The 23,696-nt window shown below is 76.5% G+C and carries 11 protein-coding genes; 2 read left to right on the top strand and 9 right to left on the bottom strand.

Translation table 11 applies throughout. The features are described 5' to 3' along the window. Positions 1-12 precede the first annotated feature (12 nt). Positions 13-1,329 (bottom strand): hypothetical protein, encoded by a 1,317-nt coding sequence (locus IPO09_22090; GenBank protein MBK9519963.1) that lies wholly within the window; start codon positions 1,327-1,329, stop codon positions 13-15. Between the two features lie 170 nt (positions 1,330-1,499). Between IPO09_22090 and IPO09_22085 the strand changes: the two genes are divergently transcribed. Further along, a complete protein-coding gene (locus IPO09_22085) occupies positions 1,500-2,558 on the top strand; it encodes a hypothetical protein (protein ID MBK9519962.1) in 1,059 nt (352 codons plus the stop codon). Between the two features lie 33 nt (positions 2,559-2,591). Here the strand turns inward: IPO09_22085 and IPO09_22080 are convergent, their stop codons facing one another. Further along, positions 2,592-4,133 (bottom strand): hypothetical protein, encoded by a 1,542-nt coding sequence (locus IPO09_22080; GenBank protein MBK9519961.1) that lies wholly within the window; start codon positions 4,131-4,133, stop codon positions 2,592-2,594. Then, positions 4,130-6,889, bottom strand: a complete 2,760-nt coding sequence (locus IPO09_22075) for a PAS domain S-box protein (GenBank protein ID MBK9519960.1) — start codon at positions 6,887-6,889, stop codon at positions 4,130-4,132. Before IPO09_22075 ends, IPO09_22080 begins: the two co-directional genes overlap by 4 nt. A 153-nt stretch (positions 6,890-7,042) precedes the next feature. On the opposite strand from IPO09_22075, the gene IPO09_22070 reads away from it, so the two are divergent. Continuing rightward, a complete protein-coding gene (locus tag IPO09_22070) occupies positions 7,043-7,213 on the top strand; it encodes a hypothetical protein (GenBank protein ID MBK9519959.1) in 171 nt (56 codons plus the stop codon). A gap of 12 nt (positions 7,214-7,225) precedes the next feature. On the opposite strand, the gene IPO09_22065 is transcribed toward IPO09_22070, so the two are convergent. The 6 genes from IPO09_22065 to IPO09_22040 form a co-directional block, all read right to left on the bottom strand. Next, positions 7,226-8,728, bottom strand: a complete 1,503-nt coding sequence (locus tag IPO09_22065; GenBank protein ID MBK9519958.1) for an OmpA family protein — start codon at positions 8,726-8,728, stop codon at positions 7,226-7,228. Continuing rightward, entirely contained in the window at positions 8,725-19,269 is a 10,545-nt protein-coding gene (locus IPO09_22060; protein MBK9519957.1) for an Ig-like domain repeat protein, read from the bottom strand. The genes IPO09_22065 and IPO09_22060 overlap by 4 nt, the downstream gene beginning before the upstream one ends. Positions 19,270-19,635: 366 nt before the next feature. After that, positions 19,636-21,225, bottom strand: coding sequence for an NAD(P)/FAD-dependent oxidoreductase (locus IPO09_22055; protein MBK9519956.1), 1,590 nt, complete (start codon positions 21,223-21,225; stop codon positions 19,636-19,638). A 154-nt stretch (positions 21,226-21,379) separates the two neighbouring features. Beyond that, entirely contained in the window at positions 21,380-21,706 is a 327-nt protein-coding gene (locus IPO09_22050) for a hypothetical protein (GenBank protein MBK9519955.1), read from the bottom strand. Positions 21,707-21,925: 219 nt separating this feature from the next. After that, a complete protein-coding gene (locus tag IPO09_22045) occupies positions 21,926-22,126 on the bottom strand; it encodes a hypothetical protein (protein ID MBK9519954.1) in 201 nt (66 codons plus the stop codon). Between the two features lie 54 nt (positions 22,127-22,180). After that, a complete protein-coding gene (locus IPO09_22040; GenBank protein ID MBK9519953.1) occupies positions 22,181-23,605 on the bottom strand; it encodes a bacteriohemerythrin in 1,425 nt (474 codons plus the stop codon). Positions 23,606-23,696: the final 91 nt, after the last annotated feature.

Genomic DNA, 23,696 nt, shown 5'->3' with positions numbered 1-23,696 from the left:
GCCGTGAGCGGCTCAGGGCCGGACGTGGCGCCTGGCGATGACGTCGTGGTTGAGCCAGCGCACCGGCGACGACGGCTCCCAGGCCTCGGCCAGCATGAGCCGGCCGACCGCGCCGAAGACCACCCGCGAGAGCTCGCCGGCCACGGCGTTCTTGGCGTCGGCGCTGAAGGCCAGCACCTCCTCGGCGGCCGGCAGCATGACCTCCATCTCCTCGCGGGTGGAGTGCTGGGGCCAGGCCTCCAGCGACCGGAAGGGGGCCAGCGCAGGGGAGGCGAGGAAGCGCTCGGCCCGCTCCAGCATGGCCTCCAGCGTCGCGCCCTCCTTCAGCAGGGCGCGGCAGGCGGCCCAGAGCGCCTCGGCGGTGGCCTGCGCGGCGCCGCCGGCCTCGGCGCCGGCCTGCCGCACCGAGAGGAGGAGCGGGTAGAGCGACAGCTCCACGCCGGAGAAGAGGGCGCTGGAGTTGGTCCAGATCTCCGGGGCGTTGAAGACCGTGGCCTTCACCCCGTCCTTCCAGGCCGCCTCGGCGTGCTGCTCGAGCCCCATCTTGGCCCAGCCCTGCAGGTACGGCGTGTAGGACTGCCAGGTGAGCCGGCCGCCGATCAGCACCTCGCAGCCGTGGTAGCCGTAGGCCACGTAGCGGACGCGCCGCCCGGGGGTGCGCAGGGGCGCGGTGGCCGCCACCAGCCGCTGGAAGGTGCGCGCCGTCACCTCCTCGAAGCTGGAAGCCCACAGCTGCCCCAGCGGCGAGGCCCAGACCTCGGCCGACGCCAGGTGCTTCTCTCCGGTGCCCCGGAAGAGGCGCGTCATGAGGGGCAGGAGCGAGCGGGCCCGCGGCACGCCGCCGGCCATGGTGTGCACCACCAGCAGGTTGGCGCCAGGCGGGACCAGCGTGGCCAGCTCGGCGGCGAAGGCCGCGGCGTTGCGCTCGAAGCGCGCCGCGCCGGCCGCCCGGGAGCGCTCCAGCGCGGCCTGGTCGAAGCCGAGCTCGCGCCAGTTGTCCCCCTTGAGCCGCTTGAGCTGCTCCGCCGGCGAGGGGCCCCCGTCCACCGCCTCCAGGTCGAAGCCGGCCTCCAGCGGCACGTTGACGATGCGGCCGCCCAGGTTGGCCTCGGCCGCCGCCAGCTCCTCGGCGCTGAGGGGGCGCAAGGGTCCCTCGCTGCCGTCCCGCCGGCCCACGGTGGCGCCGACCAGCGTCATCCCGACCCGGCGGGCCTCGTCCACGATGCCGTTGGCGTAGCCGCGGCCGAAGAGCTCCCCGAAGACGACCAGCACGTCGCCTGGGCCCCAGCCGGCGGGGGCGGGGAGTTCGCGGAGCGGGTCGTAGCGCATGGGGGGGGTCCTCTCGGGTGGAAAGGCCGACAAGATGCTCGCGGGCCCCCCCGCTTGTCGAGTGGGAGGTGGGGAAACGTCCGCCAGCCTCCGATTGGGGGCTCGCCAGGACGTACCCGGGGTGATGGGATGGGAAGAACCCAGCTCCAGGAGGTCTCATGGTCCGGCCGGTGCTCGTCCTCGCGCTCGCGCTGCACGCTGCCGCCGCCCAGGCGGCCATCCACCAGGTCCCAGGCCAGCACCCGACCATCCAGGCGGCCATCGACGCGGCCGCCCCGGGCGACTCGGTGGTGGTCTTCGCCGGGCGCCACTGCGGCGCGGTGGTGACCAAGGCGGTCGCCCTGCTGGGGCGCGGGTCGCCGGTCATCGAGGGGTGCGCCGGTGGCCCGGCGCTGGGGGGCGTGCTGCGGGTGGGGTTCCTGCTGGACGGCGCGGCCGGGGCCAGCCCGGCCAGCGGCACCCGCATCACGGGGTTCCGGTTCGACGGCGCCGGCGTCTCGAGCCTGAACACCGCGCCGCTGGCCTTCGGCGTGCTGGCCCGCTTCGCCAGCGACGTGTCGGTGGTGGGGAACCGCTTCCAGGGGACGGTGCAGGCGATCACCAACACCGGCGGCGACCGCTGGAGCGTCACCGCCAACCAGGTGCGCGGCCTCACCCTGCTCGACTGCGCCGACGGCGGCCTGTGCGGTGGGGGCGCCGGCATCGTCTTCCAGGTGGCGCGCGGGGCGCTGGCGGCCGAGGGGGGCGACGCCAGCCCGGCCAACCGGCCCGAGGGCAACCGGGCAGCCTTCAACGACCTGGCGGGGTCCATCCCGGCCGGGTTCGACGTCTTCTCCATGGCCGGGGTGCTGCTGATGTCGGCCGACGACGCCACGGTGCTCGGCAATCGCCTGGCCATCCAGGGCGACGCCGCGCTGGGCGTGCCGGGCGAGGGCGTGCTGGTCACCAACACCTGCTGCGGCCTCCCCGAGCCGACCCTGCCGGGCACCCGCGACGCCCTGGTGGTCCTCAACGACGGCCGGCGCAGCGACTACGTGCTGGTGGTCGAGGGCGGGCCCGGCGAGAACTCCGGCGGGCTGCTGGCGTACTTCAACCTCGGGGCGGTGCTGCGGCTCGACCTCGAGCCGCCGCCCCCGACCCCGCTGGCGCTCACCCAGGCGCGTGCCGCGGCGCAGACCGACGCGGCTGCGGCGGCGCCGGTGGCCCGCACCGCCCGGACCTTCCAGTAGCGTCGCCGGGCGGGCGCAGGCCGCCTGCGGACGTCAGGGGCGGGGCGTCGCGGTCGGCGGCGCCGTGGGGTGCGGCCCGGAGCCGGCTGCCGGAGGCTGGAGCGGCGGGGCCGCCGCGGCCAGCGGCAGCTCCAGCACCGCCTCGGCGCCACCGCCCGGTCGCGCCGCGAGCCGGAGCGAGCCGCCGTGCGTCTCCGCCAGCGCCTGGGCCACCGAGAGCCCCAGCCCGCTGCCACGCCCCGCCGGCTTGGTGGAGAAGAAGGGCTCGAAGGCCCGCGCCGCCACCAGCGGGGCCAGGCCTCGGCCGTCGTCGCGCACCGAGAGGCGCAGCAGCCCGCCCGGGGCCTTGTCGACCTCCACCTCGACGCTCCCGGCCCGCTCCGGCGGCACCGCCTCACCGGCGTTGAGCAGCAGCGCCAGCAGCACGTCGTGCAGGACCTCGGCGGCCACCCCGGCGCGCAGGTCGCCCGCCTCCGCCGCCCGCCAGCGGATGCGCCCACCGAAGTGCGCCTGGGCCTCGGCCAGGGCGCCCCGCAGCCCGTCCCGCACCTCGGTGGCGCCGGCCTGGCGCGGCGCCGTGGCCAGGCGGCCGGCGTCCACCATCCGGCGCACCAGGCCGGTGATCCGCCCCATGGCCTCGATGGCCTCGTCCAGGGCCGGGTGGATCTCGGGCTCGTCCGCCCCCGCCGGCGCGGTCGGCAGGGCAGAGCGGACGAAGCGCAGGTTGGCGGACACCACCGCGGCGGGGTTGTTCACCTCGTGGGCCACGCCGGCGGCGAAGTGGCCCAGCGCCGCCAGCCGCTCGGCGCGGGAGAGGGCGTCCTGCGCCCGGGACAGGTCGCGGGTCCTGTCCTGCACCAGCGCCTCCAGCCGCTGGCGCAGGTCGGAGAGCTCCAGCGCGTCCTGGCGGAGGCGCGACGCCAGGGAGCCGCCCACCAGGGCCACCGGCAGGACGAAGCCGACGTCGAGCAGGAACGGCCCGTCCAGCGCCCCCGTGAGCACCAGGGCGTCGTTGCTGCCGAGCAGCAGGAGCGAGCCGATGGCCAGGGCGTGCAGCCCGGCGCGCGGCACCCCGCGGCGCCAGGCCCGCGTGAAGCGGACCACGCCCAGCACCGCCAGCCCCAGGCAGGCCGCCACCAGCGCGGTGCCGCACCAGGTCGGCTCCACCGAGCGCTGGAAGAAGGCGGCGCCGAAGCGGGCCTTCTCCTCGATGTGATCCCCCAGCACCAGGCCGGGGACGAAGGCCGAGAGCGCCAGGGCCGGCATGGCGGCCCGCCAGCGCCGCTCCCACCGCCCCACCGCCTGCCCCAGGAAGGCCTCGCCGTAGTGGAGCAGGGCCCACACCTCGAGCACCATGAAGGCCAGCTGGGACCGGGCGGCGCCGACCACCAGCCAGGCGGGCACGTCGGCGTTGGACACGGTGGCGGCCACCGCGAACCCGGCCGACGCCACGGCGGCCACCGCGAACCAGGCCTGGTCGCCCCAGCCCGGCGCCACCGCCAGGCGGAGCGCCTGCAGCGCGGCGAAGAGCGCCACCGCGGCGGCGGCGACCGGGGCGATGACGGCGTCGTTCACTGGCCGGGCCGGGGGCGGGGCTTGTCCAGCGCCCGGCGCAGCACCTCGGCCAGGCGCCAGGGCTCGAAGGGCTTGTCCACGAGCAGGAAGCCCTCCACCGGGCCGCCGCCCCGCTCCAGCACGTCCTGGGTGTAGCCCGACATGAGCACCACCGGCAGGCCCGGCCAGCGCGTCCGCAGCCGCTCCGCCAGGGCGCGCCCGTCGAGGCCGGGCATGACCACGTCGCTGAGCAGGAGGTCGAAGGCCCCGCCGCACCCCACCGCCAGCACCTCGGCCTCCAGCCCGTCGGCCGCGGCCAGCACCCGGTAGCCCAGCCGCTCCAGCAGCGCCCGCGCCACGTGGCGCACGGCGGGCTCGTCCTCGGCCAGCAGGATGGTCTCCCGTCCGCCGGGCAGGGCGCCCTGGCTGGCCGTGGTGATGGCCAGCGGCTCTGCCGGCGCCGCCGCCAGCGGGAACGCCACCCGGAAGGTGGCGCCGCGGCCGGAGGCCGAGTCCACCTCCACGAACCCGCCGTGCTGCGTGGCGATGCCATAGACCGTGGCCAGGCCGAGGCCGGTGCCCTTGCCGTGCTTGGTCGTGAAGAACGGCTCGAAGATGTGGGGCAGCACCTCGGGGTCGATGCCGGGGCCGTCGTCCCGCACCAGCACGGCGCCGTAGCGGCCGGCCGGCCGCCCCTCGCCGCCGCCCGCCACCTCCACCTGCTCGGTGGAGACCACGATGCGTCCGCCGCGGGGCAGCGCGTCGCGGGCGTTGATCGCCAGGTTCACCAGCACCTGCTCCACCTGGCCCGGGTCGGCCAGCACCGCCGGCGCCGGGCCGGCCGGCGCCACCTCCAGGGTCACGTCCTCGCCCAGCAGGCGCCGCAGCATGCCGGCCAGCCCCTGCACCAGCCCGACCAGGTCGGTGGGGCGCGGCGCGATCACCTGGCGCCGGCTGAAGGCCAGGAGCTGGCGGGTCAGGGCGGTGGCCCGGCCCGAGGCCTCCAGGATCTCCTGGAAGGCGTCGCGGCAGCGGTCGTCCGGCGGCAGGTCCAGCAGCGACAGCGAGGCATTGGTGCTCACCGCCGTGAGCAGGTTGTTGAAGTCGTGGGCCACGCCGCCGGCCAGCCGCCCGATGGCCTCCAGCTTCTGCGCCTGGCGCAGCTCGTCCGCCAGCCGGTCGCGGTCGGCCTCGGCCTGCTTCCAGGCCGTCACGTCGCGGGTCACCGAGAGGATGTGCGGCACGCCGCCCACCGGGAGCACCTGGGCCGACAGGAGGCTGACCAGCTGGCGCCCGTCCTTGCAGCGGAAGCGGCACTCCTGGTTCTCGACGCGGCCAGCCGCCTGCAGCCCCGCCACCAGCACCGCCCGCTCGGCCGGGTCCACCCAGATGCCGAGGTCCACGGCCGAGCGGCCGATGACGTCCGCCTCGGTCCAGCCGGTCATGCGGGTGAAGCCCTGGTTGACGGCCACGTAGGTGCCGTCGGCCAGCAGGGTGAAGTTGATCGAGTCGGGGCTGGTGGTGAAGGCCAGGCGGAACCGCTCCTCGGCCTCGCGCAGGCTGGTGGTCCGCTCCGCCACCTGGGCCTCCAGGCGGGCCTGGGCCACGCCGCGCTCCACGTCCACCCGGTCGAAGTGGCTCAGGAGCAGCACCACCCCGCCGACCCACATGGCCACCTGGAAGCCGCCCAGCGTCAGGCCGGTGGCCGGGCCGAGGCCGAGCAGCGCCAGCAGGTAGAAGAGGCCGAACCCAGACATGATGGAGGCCGAGGCCAGGAAGAAGCGCGCCGGCCGGTTCCCGGTGCGCACCACCAGCACGCCCAGCAGCATCATGAACGAGAAGGTGACGGCCACCGCCAGGATGGCCACCACCGCCCCGGTGGCCGGGTGGATCAGCGGAACCAGCATGGCCGCCGCGCCCAGCCGCTGGACCCAGACCACCAGGCGGTCGAGCCGCGGCACCCGCGCGTCGGCCGCCACGAAGGCGCGGGAGTAAGCCAGGCCGAAGACGGCGCAGCCCAGCGCGGCGACGCTGGGCGCCGCGGCCCACAGGCGCGGCTGGTCCGGCCAGAGGGTGGCCAGCAGGCCGGTCTCCGAGCCCAGGTACCCGGCGAAGGTGGCCAGCACGGCGGTGAGCCGCAGGCTCCAGCGGTCGCGCAGCGACCACCAGCTCCAGGCCGCCAGGAAGACCACCAGCGCCACGATGCCGCCGATGAAGCCCAGGTAGCCGCCCAGCCACATGTCGCGCCGCTGCACGGTGCTGGCGGAGCGCAGGTGGGCCTCGGCCAGCAGGATGCGGCTGGACCTGGCCCGCACCAGCAGGTCGGCGCGCTCCCCGGGGGCCAGCCGGAAGGGGGCCAGGTGGTAGGGGCCCTGGTGCAGGATGGTCCGCTCCGACGACGGGACGGCCAGGCCCCCGCGCAGGTGCTCGGTGGCAAAGGCCCGGACCACCCAGACGTCCAGCTCGTCGACGAGCGGGCGATCCCAGGTGAGCGCCAGGTCTGCGCCGCCGGCGCCGCCGACCACCTCGACGTGCAGCCAGAGCGCTGCCGAGGTGGGGCCGAAGCTGCGGATGGGTTCGTCGAAGCGGGCCAGCGCGCCGGACCGGACCTGGGCCAGCACCTGGTCCACGCCGAGCGCGCCGCCGGGATCGAGCAGGAAGCCGGCCTGGGGACCGAGCGGCTGGTCCGCCGCGCCGGCCTCGAGCGGGTGCGCCAGCGCGGGGGCGGTGACGAGGAGGAGCCAGGCGGCGAGGCGGAGACCTGGCGTCACGTTCATTCGGGGGCGCACTCTGGCACGAACGGTCGGCACGTCTCGACCCCGTGATCGCGGGGCCTGGCGGTCGCCTCGGCCCGCCGCACCGGGTGCACGCACCGACCGTCACGCCGGCTCCCCCTGGCGGGGTGGGTCGAATCCGGCCAAGCTGGACCGATGACCGAGGCACCCGCTCCGGACCGTGGTCCCGCCACCACCTCCACTCGCCTGGCCTCCCTGGCGGAGGTCCAGGCGGTGACCACCGCCGACCTGGAGGCGGTGGACCTGGCCCCGGTCCGGCGCCGTGCCGGCTTCAGCGCCGACTCGGCCCGCGTGCCGCCGCCGTAGCCGCCTCCCCCGTCAGCGCTGCTCCAGGATGCGGAACTCGACGCGCCGGTTGCGCGACCGGCCGGCCGGCGTGGCGTTGGTGTCGATGGGCCTGTGCGGGCCGTACCCTTCGGCGGTGAGCCGCCCGGCCTCGACGCCGTGCTCCCCCAGCCAGCGCTCCACCGCCAGGGCCCGCTTGCGGGAGAGCACCACGTTGAGCTCCTGGGCGCCCTTCGAGTCGGTGTGCCCCTCGATGCGGAGCTTGAGGAGCTCCGGGTGGGTGATGAGCACCTCCGCCACCTGGCGCAGGACGTTCTCGCCCTCCGGGCGGATGACGTCCTTGCCGGTCTCGAACTGGATGGACTGGAGGATCTCGATCTTCTCGGCGGTGAGCTTCACCAGCGGCGCCGGCGCCGGGACCGGCGGGGGCGGCGGCGGAGGAGGCGGAGGAGGCGGAGGCGGGCAGCCGTGGCGTGCCGGGTCCTCGGAGGCCGGGCCGGGCTGGTCTGGGCAGGCGTCGAGCGGGTCGGCGATGCCGTCGCCGTCGCGATCGGGCGGCGGCGGGGGCACGGGCACCGGCTCCGGCGCGGGCGGCGGCGGGGTCGGCTCGGGCTCGGGCTCCGGGGCGGGCGGAGGCGGCGGCGGCGGGGCCGGCGGTGGGGCCGGGGGCGGCGGCGGTGGCTGGCGCCAGCTGACGCGCGCCAGCACCCGGACCGGCGCTGTGCCGGGGGCGCGGTCGAGCTGCGTGCCGAGCCCCAGCGAGGTGTCGAAGGCGCCGTGGGTCCAGTGCCCGCCCACCAGCAGCTCGGCCGGCGAGGTGACGGTGCCGTCCCACTGCCAGCGGCCGAAGGCCTCGGGGCCGATGCGCCAGGGCCCCTGCTTCCAGGCGGCGGCCACCGCCCAGGTGACGGCGCTGCCGGTGCGGGTCACGGCCAGGTCCTGGGCGTCGCGCCACAGCAGGCCGAGCTCGCCGCCGTACCCGATGGCGCCGAGGTTCCCGCTGGCCGACACGCCGACCTGGACCCGGGCGGCGCCGTCGGAGGCGAAGGCGTCCTTCGAGCCGGTGGGCAGCCACAGGCCCGCGAAGGCGGCGGCGTCGATGAAGGCGAGCGGGGGCAGCGGGGTGCGCAGGCCGAGGCGCAGGTCGCCGAGGGCGGTGCTGGCCACCTGTGGCAGCTCGCCGAGGGGCCTGGAGCCGCTCTGGTAGAGGGCCACCGGCAGCGAGGCGTCCAGCAGGAAGCGGTCGCCCAGCCCGACGGCGCCCTGCAGGAAGGCCCAGAACTGCCGGTGCACGATGCGGCCGCCGGGCGGGACGGCCCCGTCCACCCGCAGCACCAGCGGCTCGGTGGCCCAGGAGAAGACCAGCGCGGCCGAGGGGACCTTGTGCCCGGGTACGTCGGTGCCGGCCACCGTGAGGAAGGCGTCGCCCGGCGGGGGCGGCTGGTAGGTCTGCAGGGCGAAGGGGGCGGGCGCCTGGCCCCGGGCGGCGCCGGCCAGCAGGAGCAGCCCCAGCGCCGCCAGGTGGCGGCGGCTCACGGCGCCCTCCCGGCCGCGGCGCGGCGGGTTCGCCGTCCCACCAGGAGGAGCGCCAGGGCCGACCAGAGGGCCAGGGCCTCTCCACCCCCGCTGCCGCAGCCGCAGCCGCCGGAGCGGACGTCGATGAAGTGCTCCGGCAGGCAGGTGCCCTGCACGCAGACGTCGCCGCCGGTGCAGTCCGTGGAGGTCTGGCACACCGGCGGGGCCTGCACCGCCACCACCAGGACGTAGCTGGCGGCGGCGTCGCCGTCGTCGAGCGCGAAGGAGAAGGAGTCCTCCCCCGCGAAGCCCGGCGCGCTGGTGTAGCCCACCTGCAGGGCCGCCTCGTCGAGGCTGGCGGCGCCCGAGGAGGCGGGGGCGTCGATGGAGAGCGTCAGCGGGTCGCCGTCGGCGTCGTAGCCGGCGTCGGCCGGCGCCATGGGGTGGCCGGAGACGGCCTGGCGGAGGCGCCAGGCCTGCGAGGGGGCGAAGGGCGCCGGCGCCGTGGCGCCCGGCTCGACCAGCGCGATGGCGCCGTCCAGGGCGGAGGGCGAGGCGTCGAACAGCTCGAGGCCGCTCCCCTCGTCCAGGCGCCACAGGCCGGCCAGCCCGGGCTCGTCGCCCCCGAGCGGCCGCCGGGCGGCGGCGGCCAGCTCGGCCGCGCTGCGGGTGACGGACCAGATCCGCACCTCGTCCAGCTCGCCGGTGAAGCCCTGGCCGAGCGTCAGGGACTCGGCCGCCGCGCCGCCGAAGGGCAGCGGCAGCGAGCCCGCCTCGGCGCCGTCCAGGAAGAGCACGGTGCGCTCGGCGCCGCCCACCAGCGCCAGGTGGTGCCAGGCGCCGTCGTCGAGGGGCGCGGCGAGGCTGGCGCTCGAGCCGCCCAGCGTCACCTCGACGGTGCGCCGATCCGGCGACAGGCCGAGGCGCCAGCGCGGGGCGGCGGCATCGCCCAGCCTGGCCAGCTCGGGGGCCGGGCCCACCTCGCCCGGCGCCGACCAGCCGGCCCGCGCCCAGAGCTCCAGCGTGCCCTGCTCGAGGTCGAGCGCCCCGCCGCTGGTGTCGACGGTGGCCAGCGCCGCCGAGGCGGCCGGCCCGCCCAGCGCCAGCGCGGTGCCGGCGCCGGCCACCGGCGGGGTGTTCTCCACCAGCTGGTCGGGAGCCAGGGTGCCGGTGCCGGGCGCCGAGGTGCCGTCGCCGGCGTAGCCGGCGGTCACGGTCCAGCTCCCCTTCACCAGGGTGCGGGTGGTGAGGGTGGCGCGGCCCGCGGCGTCGAGGGTGGCGGTGCCGAGCACCACCGGCCCGGCGCCCAGGTCGCCGGTGAAGGTGACGGCGCCGGCGGGCAGGCCGTGGGCGGCGCTGACCTGCGCGGTGAAGGTGACGGGCCGGCCGCGGCGGGAGGGGTTGCGGCTGCTGGTGACCACCACGGTGGTGTCGTCCTCCACCACCTGGTGGCTGGCGGCGCCGCCGGCGCCGAGGAGCGCGGCGTCGCCGGGCCAGCTGGCGGCCAGGGCGTGCGAGCCGACCGCCAGGGCAGAGGTGGCCAGGCTGGCGTGGCCGGTGGCGTCGAGCGCGGCGGTGCCGAGCAGGGCGCCGCCGTCGGTGAAGGTCACCTCGCCGGCCGGGGTCCCGGCGCCGGGCGCCGGCACCGTGACGACGGCCGTGAGGACCACCTCCTGGCCGGCGGCGGAGGGGGCCGGGGCGGCGGAGAGGGCCAGCGCCGAGGCGGCGCGGGCCACCGTGACCACGGTGGCGGCCGCGGCCGGCTGCCAGGTGGCCGAGCCGGCCAGCGCGGCGTCCAGCGGGTGCGGGCCCACCGCCAGCGGGCCGATGGCCAGGGTGGCGACGCCGCCGCCGTCGAGCGGCGCGGCGCCGAGCACCACGCCGGCCGCGGTGAAGGTGACCAGCCCGGCGGGCACGCCCGCGGCGGAGGTGGCGGTGGCGGTGAGGGTGACCGGCTGCCCGGCCACCGGGGCGGCGGGGAGGGCGGCCAGGGCCAGCTCGACCGGCGCCGGCCCGACCAGCAGGGCCAGCGGGGCGGAGGTGGAGGCGGTCAGGGCGGCGTCGCCGCCGAACGCGGCGGTGGCCGCGTGGGCCCCGCCGGCCAGGGCGCCGCCGGGGAGCACCAGGGTGGCCACGCCGCCGGCCAGCGGCGCGCTGCCGACGACCTGGGCGTCCACCGTGAAGGTCACCGCGCCGGTGGGGGTGCCGCCGGCCGGCGGCAGGGGCGCGACCGTGGCGGTGAGCGTCACCGGCTGCCCGTAGGTGGAGGGGGCCGGGGAGGCCGAGAGCGTGGTGCTGGAGGCCCCGGCGCCGACCTCGCGGACCAGCTCGGGCGAGGTCGAGGGCAGGAAGCCGGCGTCGCCCTGGTAGCTGGCGGTGAGGTGCCGGGCGCCGGCCGGCAGCGCCGCGTCGACGCTGGCCAGGCCGGCCGCGTCCACCAGGCCGGAGCCGACGGCCACGCCGCCGTCGAGGAAGGTGACGGTGCCGGTGGGCGCGCCGGCGCCCGGGGCGGGCACCGAGAGAGCGGCCACCAGGTGCACCGGCTCGCCGGCCAGGGTGGGGCCGGTGGTGGCGGTGAGCGCCAGGGTGGTGGGGGCGCGGTCCACCTGGTGGGTGAGCGGCGCGGAGGTGGCCGAGCCGAAGCCGGCGTCGCCGGCGTACTCGGCGGTCAGCTGGTGGACGCCCGTCGCCAGCACCGCGCCGGCCACCTCGGCCTGCCCGGCGGCGTCGAGCGTGGCGGTGCCGAGCACCACGGCGCCCTCGAGCAGCGTCACGGCGCCGCCCGGAACGAGCGAGCTCGGGGCCACCGCGGCCACGGTGATGGTGATGGTCACCGGCTGACCGGTCACCGAGGGGCTGGGGGCCGAGGCCAGGATGACGGCCGCGGCGGCCAGGTCGACCACCTGGGTGAGGGCGGGCGAGAGGCTGAGGGCGAAGGAGGGGTCGCCGCCGAAGGTGGCGACGAGGTCGTGGGAGCCGACGGGGAGGTCGGCGAGGACGAGGGAGCAGGCGCCGGCGGCGAGGGAGCAGGAGCCGAGGGAGGTGGGGCCCTCGGAGAAGGTGACGGTGCCGGTGGGGGTGCCGGCGCCCGGGGCGACGGGGGCGACGGTGGCGGTGAAGGAGACGGGCTGGCCGAAGAGGGAGGGGGAGAGGCTGGCGACCAGGGAGGTGGTGGTGGCGGCGGGGTCGACCAGCTGGGCGAGCGGGGCGGAGGCGCCGGGCTCGTTGCTGGGGTCGCCCTCGAAGGTGGCGACGATCTGGTGGGGGCCGACGGGGAGGGTGGCGAGGGTGAGGGTGCAGGCGCCGGCGGAGAGGGTGCAGGTGCCGAGGACGGTGGCGCCGTCGGTGAAGGTGATGGTGCCGGAGGCGTCGGGGTTGCCGGGAGGCACGGCGACGGAGACGGTGAAGGTGACCGGCTGGCCGGTGAGGGCCGGGTTGGCGTCGGAGGTGAGGGTCAGGGCGGCGGCGGCGCGGACCACCTGCTGGGCGACGGGGCCGGAGGCGGAGGCCAGGAAGCTCGGGTCGCCGAGGTAGCTGGCGGTGAGCTCGTGGAGGCCGACGGCGAGGGCGGTGCCGGAGAGGGGCAGGGCGGCCAGGCCGGCCGGGTCGAGGGTGGCGTCGCCGAGCGGGGCGCCGTCGGCGAAGAAGCGGACGGTGCCGGAGGGAGCGCCGGCGCCCGGGGCGGTCACGGCGACGGTGGCGGTGAGGGTGAGCGGGTCGCCGAAGGTGGAGGAGGGCAGGGAGGAGACCAGCGTGGTGCTGGTGGCGGCGGGGCTGACCACCTGGGAGAGGGCCGGCGAGGTGCTGGCGGCGAAGCTCGCGCTGGCGGCGACGGTGGCGGTGATGGCGTGGGTGCCGACCGGCAGCGCCGCGGTGGAGAAGGTGCAGGCGCCGGCGGAGAGGGTGCAGGAGCCGAGGACGGCGGCGCCGTCGAGGAAGGTGACGGTGCCGGTGGGGGTGCCGGCGCCGGGGGCCAGCGCCGCCACGGTGGCGGTGAAGGTGACCGGCTCGCCGGTCACCGACGGGCTGACGCTGGTGGCGAGGGCCACCGCGGTGGCCGCCGGGTCCACCACCTGGGCGTGCGTGGGCGAGGTGGAGGCGGCGAACTCCGGCCCAGCGGCCAGGCTGGCGGTGAGGGCGTGGGTGCCGACCGGCAGCGCCGCGGTGGAGAGCGAGCAGGCGCCGGCCGAGAGGGTGCAGGTGCCGAGGACGGCGGCGCCCTCGAGGAAGGTGACGGTGCCGGTGGGCGTGCCGGCGCCGGGGGCCACCGCCGAGACGGTGGCGGTGAAGGTGGCCGGCTGGCCGAAGACCGTCGGGTTGGTGGCGGAGGCGAGCGCGACCTGGGTGGCGGCGCGGTTCACCACCTGGGAGAGGGTCGGCGAGGCGCTGGCGGCGAAGTCCGCGCTGGCGGGCAGGCTGGCGGTGATGGCGTGGGTCGCCACGGCGAGGGCCGAGGTGGAGAAGGTGCAGGCGCCGGCCGAGAGGGTGCAGGTGCCGAGCGTGGCGGCGCCGTCGAGGAAGGTGACCGTGCCGGTGGGGGTGCCGGCGCCTGGGGCCACCGCCGAGACGGTGGCGGTGAAGGTGACGGCCTGGCCGAAGACCGTCGGGTTCTGGCTGGAGGCGACGACCGTGCTGGTGGCGGCGCGGTCGACCACCTGGGAGAAGGCCGGCGAGGTGCTGGCCGCGAAGCTCGCGCTGGCGGGGACGCTGGCGGTGATGGCGTGCGTCGCCACCGCCAGGGCCGAGGTGGCGAAGGTGCAGGCGCCGGCGGAGAGGGTGCAGGTGCCGAGGACGGTGGCGCCATCCAGGAAGGTGACCGTGCCCGTGGGCGTGCCAGTGCCCGGTGCCACCGCCGAGACGGTGGCGGTGAAGGTGACCGGCTGGCCGAGGACCGACGGGCTGGGGCTGGCGGTGACCACGGTGCTGGCGGCGGCGCGGTTCACCACCTGGGAGAGGGCCGGCGAGGTGCTGGCGGCGAAGCTCGCGCTGGCCGGCACGCTGGCGGTGATGGCGTGGGTGGCCACGGCGAGGGCCGAGGTGGAGAGCGAGCAGGCGCCGGCGGAGAGCGTGCAGGTGCCGAGGACGGTGGCGCCGTCCAGGAAGGTGACGGTGCCGGTGGGCGTGCCGGCGCCGGGGGCCACCAGCGAGACGGTGGCGGTGAAGGTGACCGGCTCGCCGAAGACCGACGGGTTGGCGCTGGAGGCGACGACCGTGGAGGTGGCGGCGCGGTTCACCACCTGCGAGAGGGCCGGCGAGGTGCTGGCGGCGAAGCTGGCGCTGGCGGGCACGCTCACGGTGATGGCGTGCGTGGCCACGGCCAGGGCCGAGGTGGCGAAGGTGCAGGTGCCGGCGGAGAGGGTGCAGGTGCCGAGGACGGCGGCGCCGTCGAGGAAGGTGACGGTGCCGGTGGGCGTGCCGGCGCCGGGGGCCACCGCCGAGGCGGTGGCGGTGAAGGTGACCGGCTGGCCGAGGACCGAGGGGTTGGGGCTGGCGGTGACCACGGTGGCTGCGGAGGCGCGGTTCACCACCTGGGAGAGGGCCGGTGAGGTGCTGGCGGCGAAGTCGGCGCTGGCGGGCAGGCTGGCGGTGATGGCGTGGGTGGCCACGGCCAGGGCCGAGGTGGTGAGGCTGCAGGCGCCGGCGGAGAGGGTGCAGGTGCCGAGCACGCTGGCGCCGTCGAGGAAGGTGACGGTGCCGGTGGGCGTCCCGGCGCCGGGCGCGACCGAGGCGGCGGTGGCGGTGAAGGTGACCGGCTGGCCGAAGACCGACGGGTTCGGGCTGGCGGCGACGACGGTGGAGGTGGCGGCGCGGTTCACCACCTGGGAGAGGGCCGGCGAGGTGCTGGCGGCGAAGCCCGGGCTGGCGGGCACGCTCACGGTGATGGCGTGCGTGGCCACGGCCAGGGCCGAGGTGGAGAAGGTGCAGGTGCCGGCGGAGAGGGTGCAGGTGCCGAGCACGGTGGCGCCGTCCAGGAAGGTGACGGTGCCGGTGGGCGTGCCGGTGCCCGGGGCCACCGCCGAGACGGTGGCGGTGAAGGTGACCGGCTGGCCGAGGACCGACGGGTTGGGGGCGGCGGTGACGACGGCGCTGGTGGCGGTGGGGCCGACCACCTGGGAGAGGGCCGGCGAGGTGCTGGCGGCGAAGCTGGCGCTGGCCGGGACGCTGGCGGTGATGGCGTGCGTGGCCACCGCCAGGGCCGCCGTGGAGAGCGAGCAGGTGCCGGCGGAGAGCGTGCAGGTGCCGAGCGTGGTGGCGCCGTCGAGGAGGGTGACGGTGCCGGTGGGCGTGCCGGCGCCGGGTGCCACCGCCGAGACGGTGGCGGTGAAGGTGACCGGCTGCCCGAGGACCGACGGGCTGGCGCTGGAGGCGACGACCGTGGCGGTGGCGGCGCGGTTCACCACCTGGGAGAGGGCCGGCGAGGTGCTGGCGGCGAAGCTCGCGCTGGCGGGCAGGCTGGCGGTGACGGCGTGGGTGGCCACCGCCAGGGCCGAGGTGGCGAAGGTGCAGGTGCCGGCGGAGAGGGCGCAGGTGCCGAGCACGCTGGCGCCGTCGAGGAAGGTGACGGTGCCGGTGGGCGTGCCGGCGCCGGGGGCCACCGCCGAGACGGTGGCGGTGAAGGTGACGGACTGGCCGAAGACCGAGGGGTTCGGGCTGGCGGCGACGACGGTGCCGGTGGCGGCGCGATCCACCACCTGGGACAGGGACGCGGAGGTGCTGGCGGCGAAGCTCGGGCTGGCCGGGAGGCTGGCGGTGATGGCGTGCGTGGCCACCGCCAGGGCCGAGGTGGCCAGGGTGCAGGTGCCGCCGGAGAGGGTGCAGGTGCCGAGCACCGCGGCGCCGTCGAGGAAGGTGACGGTGCCGGTGGGCGTGCCGGCGCCCGGGGCCACCGCCGAGGCGGTGGCGGTGAAGGTGACCGGCTGGCCGAAGACCGACGGGTTCTGGCCGGAGGCGACGACGGTGCTGGTGGCGGCGCGGTCGACCTGCTGGGGGAGCGAGGTCGAGGAGGCCGGCTCGTTGCCGGCGTCGCCGCCGAAGGTGGCGACCACGCCGTGGCCACCGACCGGCAGGGTGGCGAGCGTGAAGGTGCAGGTGCCGGCGGCGAGGGTGCAGGTGCCGAGGACGGTGGCGCCGTCGGTGAAGGTGACGGTGCCGGTGGCGGCGGGGTTGCCGGGGGGCACGGCCACGGAGACCGTGAAGGTGACCGGCTGGCCGGTGACGGCCGGGTTGGCGCTGGAGACCACGGCGACGGTGGCGGCGGCGCGGACCACCAGGTGGGACAGCGGCCCTGAGCCGGAGCCGAGGAAGCTCGGGTCGCCGAGGTAGCTGGCGGTGAGCTCGTGGACCCCGGCGGCGAGGGTGGTGCCGGCCACGGGCAGGGCGGCCTGGCCGGTCGGGCCGAGCACCGCGTCGCCGAGCGGGACGCCGTCGGAGAAGAAGCGGACGGTGCCGGACGGCGTGCCGGCGCCCGGGGCGGCCACGGCGACGGTGGCGGTGAGGGTGAGCGGATCGCCGAACGTGGTGGTGGCCAGCGAGGAGGCCAGCGCGGTGCTGGTGGAGGCCGGGGAGACGTCGAGCAGGCCGGGCGCCGAGGTGGCGCCGAGGAAGCCCGGGTCACCGGCGTAGGAGGCCGTGATGGCGTGCGCGCCCACGCCGAGGGTGGCGAGGTCGAGGGTGCAGGTCCCGGCGACGAGGGTGCAGGTGCCGAGCACGGTGGCGCCGTCGAGGAAGGTGACGGTGCCGGTGGGCGTGCCGGCGCCGGGGGCCACGGCGGCCAGGGTGGCGGTGAGGGTGACGGCCTCGCCGACCAGGGCCGGCGACGGGTTCACCGCGACGGCGGCGGCGCTGGCGGCGCGGTTCACCACCTGGGAGAGGGTCGGCGAGGTGCTGGCGGCGAAGCTCGCGCTGGCGGGGAGGCTGATGGTGATGGCGTGGGTGGCCACCGAGAGGGCGGAGGTGGCGAGGGTGCAGGTGCCGGCGGCGAGGGTGCAGGTGCCGAGGGTGGTGGCGCCGTCGAGGAAGGTGACGGTGCCGGTCGGGGTGCCGGCGCCCGGGGCGGTGGCGGTCGCGGTGGCGGTGAAGGTGACCGGCTGGCCGAAGACCGACGGGTTCTGGCTGGAGGTGACCGCGGCGCCGACGGCGGCGCGGTTCACCACCTGGGAGAGGGCCGGCGAGGTGCTGGCGGCGAAGCTGGCGCTGGCGGGGAGGCTGATGGTGATGGCGTGGGTGGCCACCGAGAGGCCGGAGGTGGCGAGGGTGCAGGTGCCGGCGGCGAGGGTGCAGGTGCCGAGGGTGGTGGCGCCGTCGAGGAAGGTGACGGTGCCGGAAGGCGTGCCGGCGCCGGGGGCGGTGGCGGTCGCGGTGACGGTGAAGGTGACCGGCTGGCCGAAGACCGACGGGTTCTGGTTGGAGGTGACCGCGGTGGCGGCGGCGGCGCGGTTCACCACCTGGGAGAGGGCCGGCGAGGTGCTGGCGGCGAAGCTCGTGCTGGCGGGCAGGCTGATGGTGATGGCGTGCGTGGCCACGGCCAGCGCCGAGGTGGCGAAGGTGCAGGTGCCGGCGGTGAGGGTGCAGGTGCCGAGCACGGTGGCGCCGTCCAGGAAGGTGACGGTGCCGGAAGGCGTGCCGGCGCCCGGGGCGGTGGCGGTCGCGGTGGCGGTGAAGGTGACCGGCTGGCCGAAGACCGACGGGTTCTGGCTGGAGGTGACCACGGTGGCGACGGCGGCGCGGTTCACCACCTGGGAGAGGGCCGGCGAGGTGCTGGCGGCGAAGCTCGCGCTGGCAGGCAGGCTGATGGTGATGGCGTGGGTGGCCACCGAGAGGCCGGAGGTGGCGAGGGTGCAGGTGCCGGCGGCGAGGGTGCAGGTGCCGAGGGTGGTGGCGCCGTCGAGGAAGGTGACGGTGCCGGTCGGCGTGCCGGCGCCCGGGGCGGTGGCGGTCGCGGTGGCGGTGAAGGTGACCGGCTGGCCGAAGACCGACGGGTTCTGGCTGGAGCTGACCACGGTGCCGGCGGCGGCGCGGTTCACCACCTGGGAGAGGGCCGGCGAGGTGCTGGCGTTGAAGGCCGCGCTGCCGCCGTAGCCCGCGGTGATGGGGTGGGTGGCCACGACCAGGGCCGAGGAGGCCAGCGTGCAGGACCCGCCGGCCAGAGTACAGGTGCCGAGGGTGGTGGCGCCGTCCAGGAAGGTGACGGTGCCGGTGGGCGTGCCGCTGCCCGGCGCCACGGCGGTCACCGTGGCGGTGAGGGTCACCGGCTGGCCGAAGACCGACGGGTTGGCGCTGGAGGCGAGCGCCGTGGACGAGCCCATCTTGTTCACCGTGATGGTGGTGGCCGCGGTGTTGGTGAGCAGGTTGGCCACGCCGGGGGCGGGCGTCAGGGTGACGGTGTTGACCAGGGCCTGGCCCGCGCCCGCGGCGGCCACGGTGGCGGTGACGGTGTAGGTGACCGACCCGCCCTTGGGCAGGTTGACGGTCTCGGCCAGGTTGCCCGTGCCGCTGGCGTTGCCCACCGTGGCCCCGCCGGCGGTGGCCGCGGTCCAGGTGATGCCGGTGAGCCCGGCCGGGAAGGCGTCGGTGAGGGTGGAGCCGAGCGCCGCGTTGGTGTTGTCGTTCGAGATGGTGATGGTGAAGGTGATGGTGCCGCCCACGCTCACGGTGGTGGGCGTGACCGACTGGCCCAGCGTGATGTTGGCGGGCAGCTCGACCCGCACGTTCCGGATCTCGTGCACGTTGGTGGAGCCGCCGGTGGAGCCGGAGAAGCCCATCTTGAAGGTGGCGGGCAGGGCGGCCTGGTTGGCGGCGGCGGCCAGGTTGTAGGCGTTGATGATCGTCTGGAAGCCAGCGCCGAAGTCCATGGCCGTGGTGATGCGCTGGTTGACGATGGAGATGCGCACCTTGCGCGGCGCGGCGCGCTGGACGTTGTCGATGGTGGTGTTGTACGGGGCCACGTTGACGGCCTGGCCGGTCAGGTAGCGGAAGGCGCGCGAGGTGCTGAGCGAGCCGGAGCCGCGGATGACCACCGAGTGGGTGGTCAGGCCCGGGGCCGCGTAGCCCGACTCGCAGGCCGAGAAGTTGCCGAACTCGTCGAAGCCGATGCCGACGTAGCCGTTGGTGACGCCCGGGGTGGTGACCGGCTGGGTGCCGTTGGCGCACTGGGCGGCGGTGCCGCCGAAGCGGCCGGAGTAGCCGAGCGGTCCGCCGTTCGAGCCCACCGTGGGCGAGATGGTGGTGCCGTTGATGAGGTAGAAGCTGAAGCCGTCGGCGCCGGTGCCGCCGTAGTCGGCGTAGTCGAAGGTGATGGCGATGCCGTTGGTGGAGGCGAAGGCCGTGTTGTAGATGGCCGAGCCGGCCTGGTTGCCGGTGGCCGGCGTGAGCCGGAGCCAGCCCTGCCCGGCCGTGTCGATGGACGGCGCCGTCAGCGAGGCGCTCCCCTGCAGCACCCAGCCGGGCGCCGTGGCGTTCATGAACGACTCGGTGATGGGGAACTGGGCGCGCGCGGCGAGGGGCGCCAGCAGCGCGCAGGCGAGGAGGGCGGCGCGGGAGAGCGTTCGGGCGAGACGGGTCATCGGCGAGGCTCCTGGCTCCGTGACGGGAGGGCTGGGCGCGCAGCGCGGTGAAGCGCAGATTGGGATTGGGTCGCAGTCTACCCCAGGTGAATTCCGACCGCCCGTCCTGTGACGCTCCGTCACGCGGCGGCGGGATGGGGAGAGGTGGGCGGTGTGGGAGGCTTGGCGCCGGGTGACGGTGCGTGGGGTCCAGGCGCACACCGAGGCCAGGGAGCGGCGTGCGGATCCCGGCGCGATCCCTCCGCGCAGCGCCTACTCCGCGTCCGCGCCGCGCCCACGCAGCGTCCGCGCAGCGCCTGCTCCGCGTCCGCGCCGCGCCCACTCAGCATCCGCGCAGCGCCTACTCCGCGTCCGCGCCGCGCCCACTCAGCGTCCGCGCCGCAGGTCGCGGAGGAGCTCCCGCGCCGCGTTGTGGCCGCAGGCGCCCATGACGCCGCCGCCCGGGTGGGTGGCCGCGCCGCACAGGTAGAGGCCGGGCAGCGGCGTCCGGTAGTCGGCGTACCCGGCCAGCGGGCGCATGGAGAAGAGCTGTGAGAGCGGCATGGCGCCCTGGAAGATGTTGCCGCCGGTGAGGCCGAAGCGGCGCTCCAGGTCGAGGGGCGAGAGCACCTCGCGGTGCAGCACCGAGGCCGCGAAGCCGGGGGCGTACCGGTCCAGCAGGGCCACGCAGCGGTCGGCGAACGGCTCCTTCAGGTCGTCCCAGCTCCCCTCGGCCAGCCGGTAGGGGGCGTACTGGACGAACATCGACATGAGGTGCCGGCCCGGCGGCGCCACGCTGGGGTCCACCACCGACGGGATGGTGGCCTCCACGATGGGCTCCTGCGAGGGGCGGCCGGCCCGGGCGTCGTCGAAGGCGCGCTCCATGTACTCCAGGCCGGGGCAGAGGTGGATGGTGCCGCGGTGCTGCGGCCCGGGCGCGCCGGGCAGGGCGGTGAAGTCGGGCAGGCGGGAGAGCGCCAGGTTGATCTTGAGGGAGGCGCTCGAGTAGTCGATGGCCCCCACCGCCTCGGCCACGCCGGCGGGCAGGTGCTCGGCGCCCAGCAGGCCGAGCAGGGTCACCGTGGCGTCGGCGTTGGAGACCACCCGCCGGGCCGGCACCTCGGTGCCGTCGGCCAGGACCACGCCCGCCGCCCGCCCGCCCCGCACCAGTACCCGGGCCACCCGCGCCCCGCAGCGGATCTCGGCGCCGCGCTCCCGCGCCGCCGCGGCCAGCGCCTCGGAGAGCGACCCCATGCCGCCCCGCACGTAGCCCCAGACGCCCCGCGCCCCGTTGCACTCGCCCATGACGTGGTGGAACAGCACGTAGGCCGTGCCGGGCGTGGAGGGCGAGGCGAAGGCGCCGATGATGGCGTCGGTGGCCAGGGTGGCCTTGAGCTCGTCCGACTCGAACCAGCGGTCCAGGATGGCGCGGGCCGGGCCGGTCAGGACCTCCAGGGCGCGCGGCCCGTCGGCCCCCAGGCGCAGGAAGCGCAGCCCCATGCGCCCGAGCCGCCACAGGTCGGAGAGCCGGCGCGAGAACGGGTCGGGCGGCGTCTCGAGCAGCGTCGGCTCGATGGCGGCGGCGATGCGCAGCAGCATGGCCTCGTACTCGGGGAGGCGCTCGGCGTCGCGCGCCGAGAACTTGGCCACCTCGCGGCGGGTCTGCGCCGCGTCCGGCCCCATGAGCAGGGAGCGGCCGTCGGGGAAGGGCGTGAAGGAGGAGGGGCTGCGGGGCAGGAGCGCGTAGCCGTGGCGCCCGAGGTCGAGGTCGCGCACGATCTCGGGGCGGAACAGGCTGACCACGTAGGCGGCGGTGGAGACCCGGTACCCGGGCCAGGGCTCCTCGGTGGTGCAGGCGCCGCCCACCCGGTCGCGCGCCTCCAGCACCAGGACCCGCAGCCCGGCGCGGGCCAGGTAGGCGGCGGTGACGAGGCCGTTGTGGCCGGCGCCGACGACGACGACGTCGTGAGGGGTCATGCCGACAGGGTCGCCCCGCGGTCCGTGGTCGGCCACGGCCCGGATGGGCTGGAGGGGCAGGCCCGGAAGACGCGAACGCCCCGGTGACCAGGGCGGTCGCCGGGGCGTTCCAGGTGGCAGCCGCGGAAGGGCGGCCGCGGTGCGGCGGTGCGGCCTAGACCTTGGAGGCCGCCACGGCCTTCTCGGCCGGGGTGACCGCCTTGGTCAGCGCGCCGACGGCGGCGCCGGCGACGGCGCCATGACGGCGAAGAGGGGAGGCGATGCCGGTGACGCCGAGGACCATGCCGAAGACGATGAGGGCGCGGACCAGGAAGGTGGCCTGGACCGGGGTGCCGACGATGCCGCCGGCGAGGAGCAGGCCGGCGTAGCCGCCGTAGAGGATGGAGGGCAGGAGGGCCAGGGCCAGGAAGGCCGCCAGGCCGATGCCGGCGCCGACGAGGGCGAAGGTCTTGTTCTGGGGCTTCGAGTTCGTGGTCGTCATGGCGTTCTCCAGTTCAGGTTGAGGTGTGGGGCCGCGTCGCGCTGCCACCTGACTCCTCCCAAGTGCACCTGCCTTGCCAACCCGGCGCCCACCTGATTCCAGGGGGTTGCGCAACCGGCTGTCGGGATCCCCCGACGCCGCGCCGCGCCGGGGGGACGGGGACGCCGCTTCGCGCTCCACGGAGCCGGCCGGCGCAGCTTCGGGACGGCGGGCCCCGGTTCAGCGCTCCTGGTCGTCCTCCCGGGCGGGGCCGCCGGGCGAGCCGTCCGCCTTCGGCGGCCAGACCGGGTTCGGGATGACGCCGTCCTGGAAGGTCACCTTCCCAACCAGGACGCAGCCCTTCATGCCCGGCCGGCAGTAGGCGAGCGCCACCTTCTTGCAGATGCCGTTCAGCTCGTGGCGGCAGTTCCAGGAGCTCACGTGGTCCTCCGTCGGGAGGCGCCATGCTAGCGCACCTGGAGGCCACAGGCGCCGCTACCAGGCCGGGTCGGCCTCCTGCGCCCGCAGCCAGCGCGCCAGGTGGCGGTCCGTGCCGGTGGAGTGGTTGGCGAACCAGTCGAGCAGGAAGATCTGGATCTGGAAGACCAGGTGGAGCCGCGGCCGGCCGGCGGTGACCTGGCCGGCCAGCCGCCTCAGGAAGGCGATGAAGTTCTGGTGCTCCCGCACGTGCTCGGCCGTGAAGGGGTAGCCGTGCTGGCCCATGAGGGCCTCCTCGGTGCCGAAGTGGTCGCGCACGTAGCTCGCCAGGAAGGCCAGGGTGGCCTCCGCGCCGCTGCCGTCGCCGGCGTGCAGCAGCGGGGTGAGCCGGTTCATGGCGTCGAGCAGCTCGTGGTGCTGCCCGTCCACCGGGTCGAGCCCCAGGGTGAACTCGTCGCGCCAGGGCAGGGTGCCGTCCAGCTCCCCGGTCCCCTCGTGCTTCCCGCTGGCCAGGTACTCGCGGCAGCGCGCCAGGTAGAGCGCCGCGGCCGCGTCGTCGGGCGCCGCCTCCAGGCAGCGCCGCAGCAGCGGCTCGGCCACGCCCACCTCGCGCAGGTGGTAGCAGGCCACCGCCTCCTCGAACCAGGGCAGCGTGGCCAGCTTGGCGGCCCGCCGCGCCGGCGGGTCGGCCTCGAAGACCTCGTAGACCGACTGCGGCTGCCGCTTGCCCTTGACCCGGATGCGGTCGAGGAAGCGCACGGTGCGCTCGGCCGCCCCGTCCAGCGCGTAGAGGGCCGCCTCCGAGACCAGCAGCGGGGCGCCGTACCGCTTGGTCAGCCCCTCCAGCCGGGAGGCCAGGTTGACGGCGTCGCTCACCACCGTGCCCTCGATGCGCCCGGCCCCGCCCACCGTGCCCAGGGTCACCATGCCGTGGTTCAGGCCGACGCCCATGCCGATGCGCGGGCGCCCCTCCCGGCCGCGCGAGGCGTTGAAGTCCTCCAGCGCCTCCAGCATCCCCACGCCGGCGGCCACCGCGTCGTCGGCGCCGCCGGGGAAGAGGGCCATCACGGCGTCGCCGATGTACTTGTCCACGAAGCCGTGGTGGCGCGTCACCACCGGCTCCATCACGCCCAGGAAGGAGTTGAGGAAGCGGAAGGTGTCGCGCGGGCTCATGCCCTCGCACAGCGCGGTGAAGCCGCGGATGTCGGAGAAGAGGATGGTGAGCTTGCGCTCCACGGCGTCGCCCAGCGCCAGGTCGCCCAGCCGCTCGGCGCCCAGCAGGGCCAGCAGCTGGCGGGGCACGAAGCGGCCGGCGGCGGCCTCGCTGCGCGCCATCGCCTCGCGGGTGCGGGCGTGCGCGGCCCGCTCGGCCTGCAGGGCCGAGAGCAGCTGGTCCCGGGTGGCGGCGGCGTCGCCGGGCGTCTCGGCCAGCAGGTGGGCCCCCGCGGCGACCGGATCCCGTGGCAGGTGTGTCGTCGGCATGGAGGCCCCCCGCCGGAAAGATGCCCATGTGGGATCCGGCCTGTCGAGCGCCATGGCCACGGGGTGCGGCGGGATGACGCGGGCCGCTCCG

It is taken from the genome of Anaeromyxobacter sp., from assembly GCA_016718565.1.
Taxonomy (GTDB): Bacteria; Myxococcota; Myxococcia; order Myxococcales; family Anaeromyxobacteraceae; genus JADKCZ01.
This window is presented reverse-complemented; position numbering and strand designations above follow the sequence as displayed.